The organism is Mesorhizobium sp. WSM4848 (assembly GCF_055811375.1).
Window position 1 is genome coordinate 91,240 of sequence record NZ_JBVVPX010000024.1, and the last position, 17,368, is coordinate 108,607.

The 17,368-nt window shown below is 61.7% G+C and carries 14 protein-coding genes; 4 read left to right on the forward strand and 10 right to left on the reverse strand.

Annotated features, from left to right (window positions below):
- Positions 1-15: 15 nt before the first annotated feature.
- From AC0L16_RS21360 to AC0L16_RS21390, 7 genes are read right to left on the reverse strand one after another with little or no spacing between them, the layout of a single operon-like run.
- Positions 16-1,125: a CgeB family protein gene (locus AC0L16_RS21360; protein WP_027153509.1), complete on the reverse strand. Its 1,110-nt coding sequence runs from the start codon at positions 1,123-1,125 to the stop codon at positions 16-18.
- Entirely contained in the window at positions 1,122-2,216 is a 1,095-nt protein-coding gene (locus AC0L16_RS21365; RefSeq protein WP_473623072.1) for a CgeB family protein, read from the reverse strand. Before AC0L16_RS21365 ends, AC0L16_RS21360 begins: the two co-directional genes overlap by 4 nt.
- Positions 2,213-3,343: a CgeB family protein gene (locus AC0L16_RS21370; protein ID WP_236388251.1), complete on the reverse strand. Its 1,131-nt coding sequence runs from the start codon at positions 3,341-3,343 to the stop codon at positions 2,213-2,215. Before AC0L16_RS21370 ends, AC0L16_RS21365 begins: the two co-directional genes overlap by 4 nt.
- Positions 3,344-3,345: 2 nt before the next feature.
- On the reverse strand, positions 3,346-4,446 hold the full coding sequence (locus tag AC0L16_RS21375) for a glycosyltransferase family 4 protein (RefSeq protein WP_473623073.1): 1,101 nt from the start codon (positions 4,444-4,446) through the stop codon (positions 3,346-3,348).
- Positions 4,431-5,723, reverse strand: coding sequence for a TIGR04295 family B12-binding domain-containing radical SAM protein (locus tag AC0L16_RS21380; protein ID WP_473623075.1), 1,293 nt, complete (start codon positions 5,721-5,723; stop codon positions 4,431-4,433). The genes AC0L16_RS21375 and AC0L16_RS21380 overlap by 16 nt, the downstream gene beginning before the upstream one ends.
- Entirely contained in the window at positions 5,720-6,787 is a 1,068-nt protein-coding gene (locus AC0L16_RS21385) for an NAD-dependent epimerase/dehydratase family protein (protein ID WP_473623076.1), read from the reverse strand. Before AC0L16_RS21385 ends, AC0L16_RS21380 begins: the two co-directional genes overlap by 4 nt.
- Positions 6,784-7,890: an NAD-dependent epimerase/dehydratase family protein gene (locus tag AC0L16_RS21390; RefSeq protein ID WP_473623078.1), complete on the reverse strand. Its 1,107-nt coding sequence runs from the start codon at positions 7,888-7,890 to the stop codon at positions 6,784-6,786. The genes AC0L16_RS21385 and AC0L16_RS21390 overlap by 4 nt, the downstream gene beginning before the upstream one ends.
- Positions 7,891-8,140: 250 nt before the next feature.
- On the opposite strand from AC0L16_RS21390, the gene AC0L16_RS21395 reads away from it, so the two are divergent.
- Complete coding sequence (locus AC0L16_RS21395) at positions 8,141-8,410, forward strand: hypothetical protein (RefSeq protein WP_473623091.1); 270 nt, start codon at positions 8,141-8,143, stop codon at positions 8,408-8,410.
- A 190-nt stretch (positions 8,411-8,600) separates the two neighbouring features.
- On the opposite strand, the gene AC0L16_RS21400 is transcribed toward AC0L16_RS21395, so the two are convergent.
- Both AC0L16_RS21400 and AC0L16_RS21405 read right to left on the reverse strand, forming a co-directional pair.
- Positions 8,601-9,197, reverse strand: coding sequence for a response regulator (locus tag AC0L16_RS21400; protein ID WP_473623079.1), 597 nt, complete (start codon positions 9,195-9,197; stop codon positions 8,601-8,603).
- A 1-nt stretch (position 9,198) separates the two neighbouring features.
- Positions 9,199-9,396 (reverse strand): hypothetical protein, encoded by a 198-nt coding sequence (locus AC0L16_RS21405; RefSeq protein WP_473623081.1) that lies wholly within the window; start codon positions 9,394-9,396, stop codon positions 9,199-9,201.
- Positions 9,397-9,551: 155 nt separating this feature from the next.
- Between AC0L16_RS21405 and AC0L16_RS21410 the strand changes: the two genes are divergently transcribed.
- The 3 genes from AC0L16_RS21410 to AC0L16_RS21420 all read left to right on the forward strand — a co-directional run bounded on the left by AC0L16_RS21410 (position 9,552) and on the right by AC0L16_RS21420 (position 17,070).
- Positions 9,552-12,662 (forward strand): CheR family methyltransferase, encoded by a 3,111-nt coding sequence (locus AC0L16_RS21410; RefSeq protein ID WP_473623082.1) that lies wholly within the window; start codon positions 9,552-9,554, stop codon positions 12,660-12,662.
- Positions 12,659-13,018, forward strand: coding sequence for a response regulator (locus AC0L16_RS21415; RefSeq protein ID WP_473623083.1), 360 nt, complete (start codon positions 12,659-12,661; stop codon positions 13,016-13,018). The genes AC0L16_RS21410 and AC0L16_RS21415 overlap by 4 nt, the downstream gene beginning before the upstream one ends.
- A gap of 1,529 nt (positions 13,019-14,547) precedes the next feature.
- On the forward strand, positions 14,548-17,070 hold the full coding sequence (locus AC0L16_RS21420; RefSeq protein ID WP_473623085.1) for a caspase family protein: 2,523 nt from the start codon (positions 14,548-14,550) through the stop codon (positions 17,068-17,070).
- A 106-nt stretch (positions 17,071-17,176) separates the two neighbouring features.
- Here AC0L16_RS21420 and AC0L16_RS21425 read toward each other — a convergent pair.
- A partial coding sequence (locus tag AC0L16_RS21425) for a hypothetical protein (RefSeq protein WP_473623086.1) occupies positions 17,177-17,368 on the reverse strand: 192 nt, incomplete at its 5' end.

The following is a 17,368-nucleotide window of genomic DNA, read 5'->3' on the forward strand; positions in this document are numbered from 1 at the left end:
TCTCCTGTCTGCCAGTCATGCTGCACTTTCGATGTTCAGATCGAGAGCTGGACGTGCCGATCTTGGCCGCGCCAGCAGCGAAACGAATTCGCGGGCTCTCGCGGCGCTGGTATGTGCCGCCAGGATCGTTGCACGCGCTCGCTTGGCCATAGCCAGCCTGACGCGGTCGGATTGGCTGGACAGGATATCGATCACGTCTTCGGCTTGGCCGGCCGTGTTGATCGTGGCCGTCGGAAAGAAGCTATCCAGACCGGTCCAGCGATCGCTGATGATCGCGGTGCCACAGGCAGCCGCCTCGAAGAGGCGTACGCTGGGAGACCACCCAGCCGCTATCATGGAGCTGCGCGTGACGTTCAACGTATAGCGCTGGCGGCTGTAGAACGAGGCATGATCCGCCGGCGGCAAGTGCTCGATGCGATCGACGTTGCTTGGCCAGACGGTCTCGGACGGGAATTGCGAGCCGGCCACGACGAAGCGACGGCCCGGCATGCGTCTTGCCGGTTCTAGCAGGAGAGCATCCAGCGTCGCCTGCCGGTCCGAGCTGTAAGTGCCGAGATAGCCAAGGTCCCAGCAGATTGGATCGGCCGTTCGGCGATGCCGCTCCGGGTCGACGGAGCAGTAGAGCGGCTCGGCGCGCCGTGCACCGAAGTCCGCCGCCAAACGGGCGAGCGTTGGCCCGCCGGTGAACGAGAAATAGACGTCGAAATACGGGATTTGCCGTCGGCATAGGTAGTCGCAATCATCCGCGTCGAGCTTTGCCAGCGTGACCGGCGTGTCGATGTCGTAGAAGCAGAACTGGCCCGTGCACAGGGACGCGACGATCTCGGTGACGGCTCGCCCCTCCGGAACGAACGACCCGACCACCACGACATCGGCTTGCTGCAGGCAGCCGGCATAGGTCCGACGAAGATCGTTCGTCGTTTCGTAGTAGCCCAACGTGCAGAAATCTGGGTCACGCAGATCGCGATGGTTCGCATACCATGGCACGTCGCGCTCCAGGAAGGTGACGCGATGGCCGAGCTCGCGCAGGCCCTTCAGCAACCCCCTAAAGGTCGTGGCATGGCCGTTTCCCCATGAAGAGGACAAAGACAGGCCAAGAAAGACGATGTCGAGCCGCTTGGTCATTCCGCTGCCTCCACAGTGGGGCGCTCGAAATGACGCCTGAAGACAGCGTCGGCCACAGCGGCCCGTAACGCATAGGTATGCTCGGCGAGAACACGCCGAAGCGCAGATGCGCCGATCGCCCTTGCCCGCTGGGGGGTGAGGGTGCGCATGATTTCGGTGACATCGTTGCCATCGCGCGCCACCAGGATCTCCTCCCCGGGGGCCAGAAACAGTTCGACGCCGAGCCAGGCGTCGGTGATGAGGCATGCGCCGGCACCCGCAGCCTCGAAGACGCGCGTGGCAGGCGAAAAGCCGTTGGCGGCCATGCTGTCGCGGCTGATGTTCAGCACCGCCTTGGGGGTGACATTGAACGCATTGTGGTCCCGCGTCCCGACGTGGCCGAGCCATGCGACATTTGCTGGTAGCTGCTTGTCACCCCAACCCGATCCGCCGAGCAGGAAACGCTGATCGCCCGAACGGCTGGCCGGATCGAGGAAGAAAGCTTCGACGCGTGCTTCACGGTCCGGCAAGCGGTTGCCGAGAAAGGCAAGGTCGCAGGCGAAACGCTTGTCCTTCGCGACCGGATGGTGCGTTTCGGGATCGAGCGCATTGTAGATCGGCACGCATTCGGCAGCCCCCAGCGCACGATAGGCCCAGACGACCGGATCGCCGCCGCCATAGGTGAGGACAAGGTCGATCTCCCGCAACGCGCGGTGCAGGGGATGATCCGGCTCGTCGCGCAATTGGCCCAGAGTGGCCGGTGCGTCGACATCCCAGAACACTGTCAGCGCATCCGTCCGGGCGTGGTCGAGTACGGCGCGCAGCAGCGCCTCGTCTTCGAAGCCCACTCCGCTGGCCTTGACGACGATATCAGCTTCGCCTGCGCTTGCTGCCACCTGCATCAGCGCATGCGGGGTCGCCTCGTAGATGACGACGTTGCACCAGTCCGGTGCCTCGATATCGCGGTTCTTCTGCCGGTCGTAGACGTCCGGCTCATAGAAAGTGATCTTGTAGCCGAGCTGAGAAAGCGCCTTGAGCAATCCGCGGTAATAAGTCGCCGCGCCGTTCCAGTAGGACGACAGCAGGCTCGATCCATAAAATGCAATCTTCATGCGACTGTCTCCTCTATGACGATGCGATCGATGGCTTGGCGGTTGCCGCATTCGGCGAGCACGTCGAACAGCTCGTCCGCCCGGTGCCGGCAAGTGTGTCGCGTCCGGATGGTTTCGAGGCCGGATCTCACCAGAGAGGCGGCTAGGTCAGCATCGTCCAGCACGTCGCGAAGATGACGGCACATCTGCGATCCGTCGCGCGCGAAAAGAAAGTCGATGCCTGGCCTGAAGAGTTGTTCGACATCGGCCCAAGGCGCCGACACGAGCGGGATGCCACAGGCGAGCCCCTCGAACATGCGGATCGTCGGGATGCCGGGCAGGTTCTCCCGATAGGGGCGCCGCGGAATGTGGACGGTAACGCGGTGTGCCGCGAACGCCTTAGGCACGTCGGCATTGGCAATCCAGCCTTCATAACCGAGGCCGGCGGCGGCAAGGTCGGCGAGCGCTTCGCGTGGATAGCGCACGCCATGAACACTGCCAGCCAGGCCAAGTTCTTCCACCGGATCGATCAGGAATTCCTTGATTTCGGCACTGCGCTCGTCATCACCCCAGTTGCCGATCCAGATCAGCTCGGCTGTAGGATCGATCTCCGGGTGCGGCTTGAACAGGCGCTCATCCGCCGCCTCGTGCCAGGTGAAGGCACGTTTGCCCCAGCCGGCGCGAAGGTAGCTTTCCCGCAACGCCTCGCCGAAGGCGAGCACGCCGTCATAATGCTCCAGCCGCAGGGCCGAGATCGCCTGGGTCGCCGAGACGGCGCGGTGGTGGGTGTCATGGAACAGAAGCGTAAAGCCCCCTCCATTCGCCCTGGTCCTGCCGATGCGCTCGACAACCTCCGGATCAGTCCATTCGTGGACAATCACCACATCGGCGCCGGCAATCCAGCCTTCATGGTCGAAGGAGGCGTCGTAGGTCACCGACATCAGCTCCGGAAAATCCTTTCTGAAGCGCTCGACCGCGAAGGACCCTTTCTCTGCCAGCAGGTTCGAACGGCTCCAGCCGTCTGCCGGCTCCAGCGCGATCGCCTGGTGCCCGCGTGCAACGAGCTCCCGCATGATGCCACGCAGGAAATGTGCGTTGCCGTGGTTCCAATCGGAAACGACTGAATGGGTATAGAACAGGAACCGCATTGTCAGCGTTCCGCAACGGCCAGGGCGGCCCGATTGTAGATGTCGTGCATGGCCGCCGCTTGCCTTGCCAGTGAAAACTTGCGCGCTCGGCGTGCGGCGGCGTCGCCGAGCCGGCGCCTGTACTGGGCGTCGTCAGAGAGACATTCGACACATCTGGCGAGATCGCGTGGATCATGGACGTCGTAGAACATAGCCGCGCCATTCCACAATTCGCGATAGGTCGGGATGTCGGCAAGCACCAAAGGTGTCGCGGACGTTGCTGCCTCCAGTGCGGCAAGGCCAAAGGGTTCATAGACGGACGGCGATACGAAGATGCCGGCCCGCGCCATCAAGCGACGCACCTCATCGTGGCAGACAGAACCCAGAGGAACGACATTGCTGAAATTGGCGCGTTGGCCATCGCCGCCCTCGATCGGCCCGGCAGCAAAGACCGGCCATTTCGTCAGCGATGCTGCCTGGTCCAGCGTAGCTGCATTCTTCCCTTCGTCCCACCAGCGCGCGGCGGCGAGAACCACTGGTTCGCGTCTCTCTGCCTTTGGACCCGGCCGTGTGCCGTTGCTGACAACGCTCAGGCGGGCGATCGGCCCGTAGCAGGCCTCGAGCATGTCGGCATGGCTGCGGCTGGGCGCGATTACCGCATTGGCCCAATCGAAACCGCGTCTGTTGCGGTCCTTCTGCCAAGCCCATTCGCCGTCCACAGCCTGTCCCCTGACAGCGTGGAGCCAGGTCACAACGCATGAGTGCGAGACCGTCACGACCGGGCAGGGCAGATCAAGTCCAACGGCCTGGGTTGGCGTATTGAGATGGACGAGGTCGATCGTGTAATCGCGAACAAGCGCGCGCAATTCCTGAGGCAACATTTCCAGATCGTCCTCATTGCGGGTCATCCAGTCCGGCGGTGTCTTGAGCCACGCCAAATCAGCGAAAGCCTGTGCCTCCTTCGCCTGCTCTTCGGACGGTGCCGGGCCTAGCCCGGCGAGCACAATGCTGTCGCCGCCATGAGCCAACTCCCGCGCCAGATCGACCGCGTAGCGCCAGACGCCGCCGACGGCATCGACGGTCATCAGGATTCGCCGCGAGCGGCGGATCAGTGACTGCAACATGTCGCCTCCAACTCGGCCAGCGCTCGCGGGCGCTTCTCCTGGATGTCGCTGAACGTCCGGAACGAGGCCAGGTAATGCTCGTGGGCGCGCTCCCAGGCGAGATCGTCGGGCTCGCCCCAAAGCTCGCGATAGCTGGGCGAACTGGGGTAGGGATAGAGCGGCACCGGCTCGTTGGCCCACACGCCGCGGTCAATGAGGTGCTTGCGCCAATGATCGACCAGAGCCGGATCGTCCTCGACGACGCCGATCAGATTGGCCTGGACGAACGGAACGTGACGTCGTGCGTTGACCAGCAAAGCGGCCAGTTCCTCGGTGCCCAGCCGGCAACGCTTTGCCAGCATGGCCCGGCCTTCCACCGTCAGGCTTTCGAGGCCGGCTTCGATCGAAACGCAGCCGGCGGCGCCCAGCAGTTCCAGGAGCTCCGGCTTCCAAAGATCGATGCGGGTCTGCACGCCGAACTTGACGTCGCGATCGACCAGTGCCTCCAGCAGCGCCTTCTGCGGCAGGAAGATCTCGTCGATAAAATAGATGTAACCGACGCCTTGTCCGATCAGCCGATCGATTTCAGCGGTGATCGCATCGTGGTTCCTGCGGCGGTAGGCGTCGCGGAAATCGATCTTGGCGCAGAAGCTGCAATTGTAGGGGCAGCCGCGAGACGCCTCGACCTCCGCTCCGAAACCCAGCTTATCGTCGTCGAACCGGTGGTGATGGTGCAAATGCGCGGCAATCCAATCGGACGGCCAGCTGAGGGGCGGATGATCGACAAACGAACTGGCGTGAACGCCGCCATTGCCGACAAGTCTTCCCTGGTCGAGATGAGCGGTGTGGGGCACGGCGCTCCAATCGTCACGGCGGGCGAGTTCGGCGACGACCTCTTCGCATTCGCCGCGCACGACGACATCGACGCCCAGCTTGCGCAGCGTCGGCGCCGGCGTCGCCGAGCCGTGCGGCCCGACAGCCACTGTGCGGCCGCCGCGCCCGGCGAGGCGGTTGAGGAAGTCGGCGGGCACACGCAACTCGGGCGGCGCGCAGCGCCAGAACAAATAGGTCGGCGCCGTGCTGACGACGGTCATAGCTGGTGCGAAAGCGGCGACGCGATCGGCAAGTGCTGGGTTGACCAGCTTCTGGATTTGCCCGTCCAGCATCAGCACCTGATGGCCGTCGGCCTCCAGCAAGGCTTTCGAGTAGCCCAGTTCCAGCGGCAGATGTGGCTGGCGACAGCCGAAATAGATGCTGTCCTGGTAGGTCCAGAACGGATTGACCAAGGCGACTTTCATGCCACGTACCTCGCTGGTTCAGGCTCGAGGCGATGACGCTGGAGCCAGTCGGCGAGATCGCGGACGCCGTTGCGCCAGGAGACATGCGCTTTCCAGCCGAGCGTCGCTTCTATCTTGCGGGTGTCGGCGACAAAGAAAGGTTGGTCGCCGGTGCGTTCCCGGTCGTAGCGGATCGAGAGGTTCCGCCCAGTCAGCTCGCTGATCTCCTCGATCAGCATGCGCAGGCTGACGGCGTTGCCAGATCCGCCGCCGAGATTGAATGCCTGGCCCTTGATGTCGTCGACCCTGGCAAGTACCCCGCGATAGGCCGCAACGGCGTCGGAGACATGAAGGATATCGCGCACCTGCTTGCCGTTGCCGTAGATCGTGATCGGCCGGCCGGAAAGCGCGCTGAGCAGAAAATGGGCGACCCAGCCCTGGTCCTCCGTGCCGAACTGGCGCGGCCCGTAGATACAGCTCATGCGCAGGACCGCGGTCGGCAGATCGTACGACTTGGCATAATCGAGCACATATTGGTCGGCCGCGCCTTTGGAGCAGCCATAGGGCGTGCAGAAATCCAGCCCGCAGGTCTCGTCTATGCCATTGGCGCGGATGCCGGCATCGCAGGGCACGCACCGATCGTCCTCTTCGCGCACTGTGACGTCGGGTAGGCCGCCATAGACCTTGTTGGTGCTGGCGAAGATCACGGGAATGCGTCGGCCGCTGCGGCGAGCCGCTTCCAGAACGTTGAAGGTTCCGCGAAGATTGATGTCGAAATCTTCGCTTGGCTGGACCAGGCTCGTGGTGACGGCGGTCTGCGCGGCGAGATGGAATATCGCCTTGGCATGCGCCAAAAGCGGCGCCAACACGTCTTCGTCCCGGACGTCGACGGTTTCAACGGCAAGCTGATTGCCGTGCTTCTGCGTAAGCCAGGCCAGGTTCTGCTCGACGCCCGGGCGGCTGAGATTGTCGATGACCAGCACCGGCACCCCATCCGACAACAGGCTGTCGGCGAGGTTCGAGCCGATGAAGCCGCTGCCGCCGACGATGGCAACCGGCGCTTCACGAAAACCGTCCGGCCTCATGATACCAGTCCTCGCTCTTCGAGTTCTCGTTTCATGTCGGCGCCGCGGTCGATGGCGACCGTGTTGCGAACCCATGCGACGAACTCGTCGAGTGAATCCTCCAGCCGGTGCTGCGGCTCGAAACCAAGCAGTTCGCGCGCTTTCGAGATATCGGCGAAGCAATTGCGGATATCGCCGGCGCGCGCCTTGCCGAGGATATCGGGCAGCTGTTCGGGCACACCCATGGCGTCGGCGAGCAGCCGGGCGACCTCGCTGATCGCATAGGCCCGTCCGCTGCCGATGTTGATGACGTGGCCACGCGCCTGGCGTTGTTCCAGCGCCAGGCGGAAGGCGCGGGCGACGTCGCGCACATGCACGAAGTCGCGTTTCTGCTCGCCATCTTCGAAAATCATCGGCCGCTGTCCGTTGGCGAGGCGGGAAGCGAAATTCGCCAGAACGCCGGTGTAAGGGTTTGACAGCGCCTGTCCGGCGCCGAAGACGTTGAACAGGCGCAGCGCCACAGCGTCGACGCCATAGGCATCGCCGAAGATCAGCACGGCGCGCTCCTGGGCATATTTCGTCAGCGCATAGATCGAGGCGAGGTCGACCGGCTTTTCCTCGTCTGTCGGCAGCGGCGACAGGCTTTCATCCGCCGCCGACAGCGGATTCCATTGGCCGCTCTTGACGTCGTTAGCCTGCCGCCGTGCATCGTCGACGCGCCGGCCGCCTGGCGTGGCATAGAGACCCTCGCCGTAGACGCTCATCGACGAAGCGACGACGATCCGCTCGACCGGATGTTTGATCAGTGCCTCGAGCAGGGTGGCGGTGCCGAGGTCGTTCGCGCCGACATAGCGGGCGATCTCGTACATGGACTGGCCGACGCCGACCTCGGCGGCGAGATGGATGGTGGCGTCGACGCCCTGGAGCGCCTCGGCGACGGCGTCGCGATCGCGAACGTCGCCTTTGATCAGGTCGGCTCCTGCCGGCAGGCTGATCGCCTCGCTGCCGTGCACCTGTTCCAGCAGTGCATCGAGAATGCAGACAGCATAACCATGTTTAACGAGTTCCTGGACGACGTGGCGGCCGATGAAACCGCACCCTCCTGTAACCATTATGCGTTCCACGACAACTCCTCACGCAGTTGGCCTTGGCGCCCCGAACTGTTTGGCAAAAGGTTTGTTCCCTCTGCTTCAACAAAGATGGTTTTGGGCAGGCTGCAACCTGCGGTGAACGCATAGCGAACGAGCCTTGGGCCATGCGCTGGAACATTGCAGCATCTTTGGGGTTAGGGCGCTCATCCGGTCCGTGGGCGGCCTGTGGGCGCAAGCCAAGAGGCCAACACGCCTGCACAGCCTGGATCAAACGGAGATTTCAATGTCTGAATCGAAAACAACCACCAATCATGACGAGATCCGTCAATGGGCCGAAGATCGTGGTGGCCGACCTGCGGTTGTGCGAACCAAGGGCGAGGGCGGCATCCTGCGGATCGATTTTGGCGAGCCCGAGGAGAAGCTCGAACCCGTCGAATGGGATGAGTTCTTCCGGATTTTCGACGAGAACGATCTGACCTTCCTTTACCAGGACGAAACCGGCTCTGGCAAAAACAGCCGGTTCAACAAATTCATCGACCGCAAGAACGGCTGAGGAAGCTGCTATGTCGGCGCTGTCGGGTAGCTCAGGCGCGCCTCGCGTTCTGACAGAGAACTTCACTACAGCTTGCTGTTTTTGCCTGTTTTTCGGACTGTTGGAAAAACCAGTCGACCTTTTCAGATAGTTCGGATTTGGAAACGCAATCAGAGGTTTAACCCGCAGCGGTTGCCGAACGGTCACAGCCTCAGTGCAACAGGCTCGTTCCGCCCGATCTGGCGATGTTTCGCATGATGCCGTTCAGCCAGTCCTCGGTCGACACGCCGGCCCGCCTCCTGTCGATCTCGCCGATGGCGCGCTCCAGCGTTCGTTCGACCAGCCGATCGGAAGCACCAACGTCGCCCAGAAGCAGCCGCGCCACGAGCCTGAGCTTCGGCAGGAGTGAAAACACATTGTCCGACAAGTTCACGGCAGGGCGACCCGCCAGGGCCGATCGTTCCGGAGGGAACAAGGCATCGAAGACGGCGTAGCTATCCGACGACTTCCGAAGATTGCTGGCGTGGCGGAGACGTTCGGGAATGACGATGTCCTCGTCACCGCTGAAAAAGACGAAGGGAACGCCGCGGCGCATCAGTTCGTCTGCGATCGGAAACACCCGCCGGCCGTTGAGATTGACGTCGAGGATCGCGGCCTCAGCCACCTCGGTATGCAGAGAGGCGTGTTCGACTGTCGCCGCAGGGCCGAGGACGACCGCGCCCATATTGCCAAAATATCTTGCAAGATCGCCGGCCAATACCCAATCGTCTTCGACGATCAGTAAGCGCACCCCTCGGAGATCGCGCACCTCATCGTCCTTTCTTCGAGCGTGATTTCCAATTGTCCGCACGGGCTTGTTCGGGATGTTCCTGCAAGGCTGCCTGCAATCGTTTCGCCAACACCAGCATGCGGGGAGGAATGGATTCGTTTCCCGGCAAGCTCAGCAAATCCTCGAATCGCGACGACGCTCGTTTTGTCAGCTTTAGGTCAGGTGTGCGTTTTGACATTGGAGTTCCACAACAATCCCGACTTTAACGCTATCTGCACGGACTTGTTCCGGCCCTCTTGCACGTTATATGCTGGGCGTTGTGTTCAGCCCGGTCGTGGGTTTTGGGTCGATGTGGCGGCCTTGTCGTCTAGGCTGTTCAACCGAGGGCTTGCGGTGACATCCCAGATAAAGAGATTTCCAATTGTCGGCGTCGGCGCGTCAGCCGGCGGCATTCCTGCAATGGAGGGTCTGTTCAAAGGCATCACCGGCCGGCCCGGCATGGCGTTCGTCATCGTCACCCATCTCAGTCCCGAGCGCGAAAGCCTGCTTCACGAGATCGTCGGACGTTACACCCAAATGCCGGTTGTCGTCGTCGAGGACGGCACCACTGTTCTCTCCGACCACGTCTATGTGATGCCGCAAAACGTCGTTATCACGATCGAGAAGGGAGTGCTTTACCTGCGGCAATCCAACGTGCTCAGCCGTGAGCGAAAGCCGATCGATGTCTTCTTTAGCGCCCTGGCCGAGGATCAGGGCGAATATGCGGTAGGGGTCATTTTGTCGGGCGGCGATTCCGACGGCACGCTGGGTGCGAAGGCCATCAAGGAGCGTGGCGGACTGACGGTCGCCCAGGCCGCCGACGGCTACGGTCCGCGCAATCCGGACATGCCGAAAAGTGCGATCTCCAGCGGGCTGATCGATATTGCGGCGCCGGCGGAGGACATCGGTGCGAAGCTCGAGGGGTTCGCCCGCAGCTTCGATATGCTGAACGGCGTTGCCGGAGACGGCGAGCACGAGACGGCAGAACTGGGTCGGATCCGCGATGAGATCTACGGTATTCTGCAGGGCCAATCCGGCCACGATTTCTCCGGCTACAAGACCAAGACATTCCTGCGTCGCATAAAGCGGCGCATGCAGATCGCACAGCTTGATTCGATTGAAGACTATGTCGAATGGCTGAAGAAGGACCCTCGCGAGGTGACGAACCTTTTTCGTGATCTTTTGATCAATGTCACCGATTTCTTCCGGGACCCCGACGCGTTCAAGCTGCTCGAGGAGAAGATCATACCGCAGCTTTTCGAGGGCAAGACCGCCAGCGACGCCGTCAGGATCTGGGTGCCTGGCTGCGCCACCGGCGAGGAGGTGTTTTCCATCGGCATGCTGTTGCGCGAACATCTGGAGACGCTTCCGGTTGTGCCACGCGTCCAGATATTTGCGACTGATATCGATGAGCCGGCGCTTGCGGTGGCGCGCGCGGCGCGCTACCCGGCGGCATTGCTGCAGGGGCTATCGCCCGAACGCAAGCAGCGTTTTTTCAGCAGCGACGGCGAGAGTTACGTGCTCACCAACGAGGTACGGGAGCTGTGCGTCTTTTCCTCCCACAGCGTCGTCCGGGACCCGCCTTTTTCACGCATGGATATGGTTTCATGCCGCAACCTGCTGATCTATTTCGGCTCGGACATCCAGAACCGGGTCGTTCCGATCTTCCATTACGCGCTGAAGCCGGGTGGTTATCTTTTCCTCGGCACGTCCGAAAGCGTCGGCCAGCACGACAACCTCTTCGCCACCGTCGACAAGAAACAGCGCATTTTTCAGGCGCGCGAACATGCCTCGCCACACATTGGGCTGCCGATGCTGATCGGCGATGGCCGTTCGGGCGCCTTCATGCCCGAAGGCACGGGGTCGAAGAAAGGAACTTCCAGCTATCCGCTTCGACAGGCTGTCGAGGCGCAGGTGCTGGAGCGTTTCGCGCCGCCGCATGTCGTAGTGAATGGCGATGGTGACGTCGTCTACTATTCGGCCCGGACCGGCAGATACCTCGAGGCGCCGCAAGGTATTCCGAGCCGGCAAGTGCTGACTTTGGCCCGCGCCGGGCTAAGGCTCGACCTGCGCGCGGCGTTGCGGGAAGCCGCCACGACGCGCCGCACCGTTGTGCGGGAAAATGTCGTCGTCGACGAGGACGACGAACAGGCGCAGTCGATCAAACTCACTGTCGAGCCCCTGGCGGAACGCGGCAAGGGCGAACGGCTTTATCTCGTCCTGTTCGAACCGTCGGGGCCGGTGCAGGCGCGTTCCGATCTGGAACGCGAAAATCGCGATGGCGAAGGCGCTGCTGATCTCGAGCGGGAGCTGCGCGAGACTCGCGAGCGACTGCAATCGACGATCGAGGAGTACGAAACCGCACTGGAAGAAGTGAAATCGTCGAACGAGGAACTCGTCTCGGTGAATGAGGAGGCGCAGTCGACCAATGAGGAGCTTGAGGCTTCGAAAGAGGAGATGCAGTCGCTCAACGAGGAGCTCAACACCATCAATTCGGAACTGACCAACAAGATAGAGGAGCTCGATCGCGCCAACAGCGATTTGCGGAATCTGTTCGAGAGCACCCAGATCGCAACCATTTTCCTCGACCGCAATCTGGTGGTGCGGACCTTTACTCCGCCGGCCTCGTCTTTCTTCAGCCTGCGTCCCTCCGACGTCGGTCGGCCGCTGACCGAGCTTTCGAGCCAGCTCGACTATCCCGAGCTGAAACAGCATATCGATGCCGTCTTCGAAACCGGAGAGACGCTGAACCATCATCTGGCGCGCGACAACCAGGGCCGGTTTTATATGGTTCGCATCAATCCGTATCGCGACAAGGACAACAGGATCCAGGGCGTCGTGGTCACGCTGGTCGACGTCACCACATTGGCCGAGACGGAAGAGCAAAACCGGGTGCTCATTTCGGAGCTGAACCACCGCGTCAAGAACATGCTGGCGGTGGTTGCCAGCATCGCCAACCGCACCCGTGAAAGTTCGGAATCGAAGGAAGAGTTCGCCGAAGCGCTGATCGGTCGCCTACACGCCATGTCGCGGGCTTACGGTCTGCTGTCGAAGGAACGCTGGAAAGAAGCTTCGATCAACGAACTGCTGGATCAGGAACTCGAGCCTTTTAACATTGACCGGTTCGAACTCGACGGCGCTGAAGTGAAGCTTAGCCCGCAACAGGGCCTTTCCCTTAGCATGGTCATTCATGAACTGGCGACCAACGCCGCCAAATATGGCGCGCTGTCGACGCCCGAGGGCAGGGTCGTTCTGAAATGGTCTGGCGAGGGCGATGTTTTCACGCTCGCCTGGCGCGAGAGACACGGGCCGCCGGTCAGAAAACCCGAAGTTAGCGGCTTCGGACTTTCCCTGCTGCAGGGTGAGATCGGCTACCGGCTTGGCGGAAACGTCGAGACCACCTTCAATCGTGATGGTCTTGAGGTCCAGATCACATTTCCGATGATGCGCAAGGAGACGCCATGAGCGAGCCGCTGCGCGTTCTGGTGGTCGAGGATGAATGGCTCATCGCCGAGGACATCGCTGCTTGTCTGCACGCTTCTGGACATCAGGTCGTCGGCCCCGTCCCGTCGGTGGCGGCGGCCGTTCGCCTTATCGGCGAAAATCATATCGACGTGGCGCTGCTGGATGTTCAACTGCATGGCGAAACGAGCCTGGCGATCGCAGAAGAATTAAAAACCCGCCACATTCCTTTCGCGTGTCTGTCCGGATTTGGGCCGCACGATTTTCCGTCCGCCTTCGCCAGCTTCAAATTTGTTTGCAAGCCGGCAGATCAGGCGGCTATTCTCAGGGCCTTGGCTGAATTGGTGCCGACGTCCTAGTGGCTCTGCACAGGGGATTTGTTTCTTTGACTGACGGTCGCGCTGCCGGCCGGCCCGCAGCCACCATCTCTGACGCTGGGGATTAGCCACAGGCCACCACGACTTCGTCATCCTAGGGTCTGTGCCGCGTCGCTTCGCTCCTTGCTCCGCCCTAGGATGACGAAATGGAGACATGCTTCGGCTAAGCTCGAAGGTTTGCGATTTGCCATTAACGGGAATTATCGACGTTCGCTGCCGATCGCCGATCTGTCAAAATCACTGTGTCGCCGAACTAGCTTTTTCCGGCAGCCGCTGCCATCGCCCTTCAGCCCAGCGGCTTTTTGGTCGGCCGCGGCGTGGTGCCTTGCTGGCGCGGCCGGCCGGCATTGCGGTTCGCCACCAGATTGTCCAACGCAGCGGCCTCATCGTCCGTCGTTGAAATCCCTCCTGCTGACGTAAGCGATTTCTGGCATTTGCGTAGGGGAAGCACGGCGTGCTCAGTCTCCGGAGGCGATAGCCGGCCGATCCAATTCCTTCTTGCCAACGCTTCTCGATTGGCCCTTGCTGCGAGCCACTCCGCCCGCTCCCGCGGCAAGCCGATAAGGCAAATACCAGCGAAGTGCGCAGGCACATCCACGGTCGTATCGAATACGGCCCATGTGTTGGTCGGCTCTTGAACGGGCAAAAACCTCATAATAGCACCTGCTAATATATAGCACGAACTTACCGACGGAGCATTGTTCAGGCATCAACCAAACGAAGGAGAATTTTTCGTTTTGCCACGCTGCAGCGCGCTGAGCCTCGCGAATTGATCCACAGCTTCTGCATCGCGGCTGCGACGTGGCCGAATAGGTGGCAGATCTCGACGAGCGAACGCATCCAGGAGCCGGCCAAGCGGCGGCGCTTTGCGTCAGCTATCCGCCTTCACTACCCCGTCTCGCGGGGCCTCGGCGTATCACTCAAGGAACTGTCCTTGGGAGCGCTGCTCGGGATCAGGAATCCACCCTTTAGCAACTCCAGGGCGTCGAGTGCCTCCTCATCCAGCAAATTTGTCAGAGCCACCCCCTCTGCGAAGACTACCCTGTCGTCGTCTATGTCGTAGACCTCCCAAAGCCCTTCCTTGATCCGTCGAATGGCGTGTCGATGCTCCATAAGCAGACGCTAATTGAGTCGCGGAAATGGTGGGTAGAGAAAATCAGGGGTAGGCCGACATTAGCAGTGGAAAACCTCAGGCGCCCTGACGCGTGATGCGTGCGCAAGTCAAGGGTATGCCGGCCGCGCCTGGTCCGAGGGGATTGCGTCGACAATGGGCAAATAGCCAGGGTGAGAAACCGTGTGACGATCATTGCGAACACTCGGCCTCTGATGTAATTTAGGGACCGATCAAGTGAGGAATATACCGCTGTCGCGACGGCTTTTCTCTCTTTTCTGTCTCGGCAGATAGCATGCTCTCTAACGGACCTTGGCACTGCAAGCTGTGTTCTTGTGGTCGCCAGGTAACGACGGTTAAGGGATTTGCCATGCTCCGACGTTGCGGATTCGTTGCGGCCTTGACGCTCGCAAGCGTCGCGACTTTCGATGCTTCTGCAGTCGAACGAAGGGTCGCCTTTGTAATCGGCAACTCCGACTACCAGGAAATCTCGGCCCTCAAGAACCCGGCCAAAGATGTGGTGGACGTGTCCAACACGTTTCGATCGGCTGGTTTTGATGTTTTTGTCGCGAGCAATCTTACAAAGCTGCAGTTTGAAGACCAGTTCCGCAACTATCTTGCCGCCGTGGACGGCGCGGATGTAGCTGTCGTCTACTATTCCGGCCACGGCTTTCAGATCGGCGGCGAAAATTTCCTGATCCCTGTCGATGCCTCGTTGAAAGATGCGGCGGACGTCGAGGTTCAGGCAATCAAGCTGAACGATGTGCTGCAGCAGATGCGTTCGAAATCGAAGATCCAGGTGATCATCCTCGATGCCTGCCGCAACAATCCATTCCCTCGCAAGGACTATTGGCTCAGGGACCAGCTTCTTACCGCCAGCGGCACCGGACTTGCGCAAGTAAGAAGCTCATTGAACACACTGATTGCTTTCGCCACCGAACCCGGCGCGGTCGCCTATGACGGCGCCGGCGACCTCAGCCCTTTCTCATCGGCGTTTTCTCGTCGCGCGCTCGCCCCGAACCAGGAGATCCGCACGGTCATGTCGGCCGTCCGCCGGGATGTGGTTGAGGCGACCAAGGGCCTGCAGGTTCCCTGGGAGAACTCTTCGCTGATCGACGAAGTCGTTCTGATGCGCCGCACCAGCCGCCCATCGCTGCCGCCGGTATTGGAGAAGGTCGTGCTGTCTGGGGCCGGCCCCATCGATCTGGATCTTCCGCAACCGGTCCAGGTCGACGGCGGGACAATAACCGTCAGCATCGATAGACCGCCCGCCTTGGGACGCCTGATGCTGGACGGCAAGGTCGTCGAGGCGGGAGAACTGATCCAGGGCAAGGATCTGCCGCGTTTGCAGTTGGATGTTCCCAAGGGAACCGGCGAGCCGGAACAGATGGATATGCTGGTCTACGCCGCACGTGACAGTTGGGGCGGGGAAGCCAGGGGCATGCTGGTGTTCCGGGTCAAGAGCGGCGAAGGAGCCGAGGGCGAACAGGTGATGGCCTCGCTCGAGGCCGAGCAGAAGCAGCAGGTGCTGCAGCGCGGCATTCATGTCACCGGTGCGGCCGAGGCGATCGAAAATCGGGAGGTCGACGTTCCCATCGGCATCGGTGCCGTTGCTCTGAACCTGGATGTCCCGACAGACGATGCGGCGGTCAGCCTGAAAGTCACGAACTATCCGGCAACGGGAACGCTCTCGCTGCCGGATCGGACCCTGTCGCCCGAATCGAGCTTGACGGTCGGTGAGGTCGAGGGGCTGCGCTATGAACCCCAGATAGGAGCCAGTGCACCGGTCGAGGTCGGCTTCGAAATTCGGGCGGACAGCGGAGCATCCAAACCCGCCAAAATGAAACTGTCGCCCAGCGTCGATCCGTGCGACTTGGCTGCCGGCGAACCTCTCGACCTTCAAGGCGTGGTCCCCGGCCTGCTGCCAAATGAAATCGGCGCCGACGCGGTGAAGCTGTGCGAGGCTGCGGTGAAGGCGTATCCCGATGTCGCCCGTTTCCGTTATGAACTGGGACGCGCGCTGCTTGCAGCCGGCAAGGTCGACCAGGCCAGGAAAGCCATACAACAGGCCGCCGACAGGGGGCATGTGCGCGCTGTGTTCGAACTCGGCTACCTCTACGCGACGGGAACGGGCCAGGCTGTCGACCGCAAGCAGGCCAACACCTTCTACGCGGCTGCGGCCGACAAGGGCGATCCCTACGGGATGACGTCGTGGGGCCGTGCCTTGTTCCATGGCTACGGCGTCGAGCGCGACACCGGCAAGGGGCTGGACCTGCTGCTCAAGGCGGCCGCGATGGGGCACACCTATGCCATGAACGATCTCGCGGCGATCTTCACCGAAGGCCGCAACGGTGTGCCCGCCGATCAGGCCCGCGCCGTTGCCTTCCTGGAGGCCGGCGTCCAGCGCCAGGACATGTATTCGATGAACTTGCTCGGTCGCAATTACCTCAGCGGCCGGGGCGTCGAGAAGGATCCGAAGGCTGCGCTGACGCTTTTTCAGAAGGCCATCGACCTCGGCCAGCCCTATGCGCCGGCCAGTCTTGCGCGCATGTACCGTGATGGCGTTGGCGTGGAGCAGAACCTTGATGAAGCCCAACGTCTGTTTGAACTGGCAACCTCGCGCGGTGACCAGTCCGGCGCCTATGATCGGGCGGCTCTCGAGATGCAGAAGGGCGACCAGCTCGACCAGGCCGTCGCCGTGCGTTTCCTGGCATTCACGGTTGCGCTCGATGTTCGCAATGAGCTGCCGGACGCCCGGGCGACGTTGGCGAAATTCGGGTCCAAGACGAAAGCGGCGGCGTTGAAGCAACTGCGTGGGGAACTCAAGTCGAAAATTCCGTTGAGCGGTTCTGTCGACAAGCAACTGGTCAAAGTGGCCAGGGCGGTCTGGGAACAAGCCAATCCGCGTCGGGATTTGTTCTGATCAACAAGGAGGCAATGGTGGGCAGAAATCTGAAGCAGGCAACAATCGGGATAACTCTGTCCATCGCCCTCGCGGGGGTCATGGGCTGCACATCCTGGCCACCCCTTCAACCGACGCCGCTGGTGGCGACGCCCGTGCCGGCGCCGAAGGTCGTTCGCAGAGCCGCGGCGCCGAAGGTCGTCAACCCCGCTCCCAAACCGGTGGCCGCCAGGAAAGCGGTTAAACCGGTGGCGGACGAGCCTGCTGCTGCACCTCCCGTAATCATTCCTTCTTCGGGAGGTGGCGGGGGTGGCGGGAG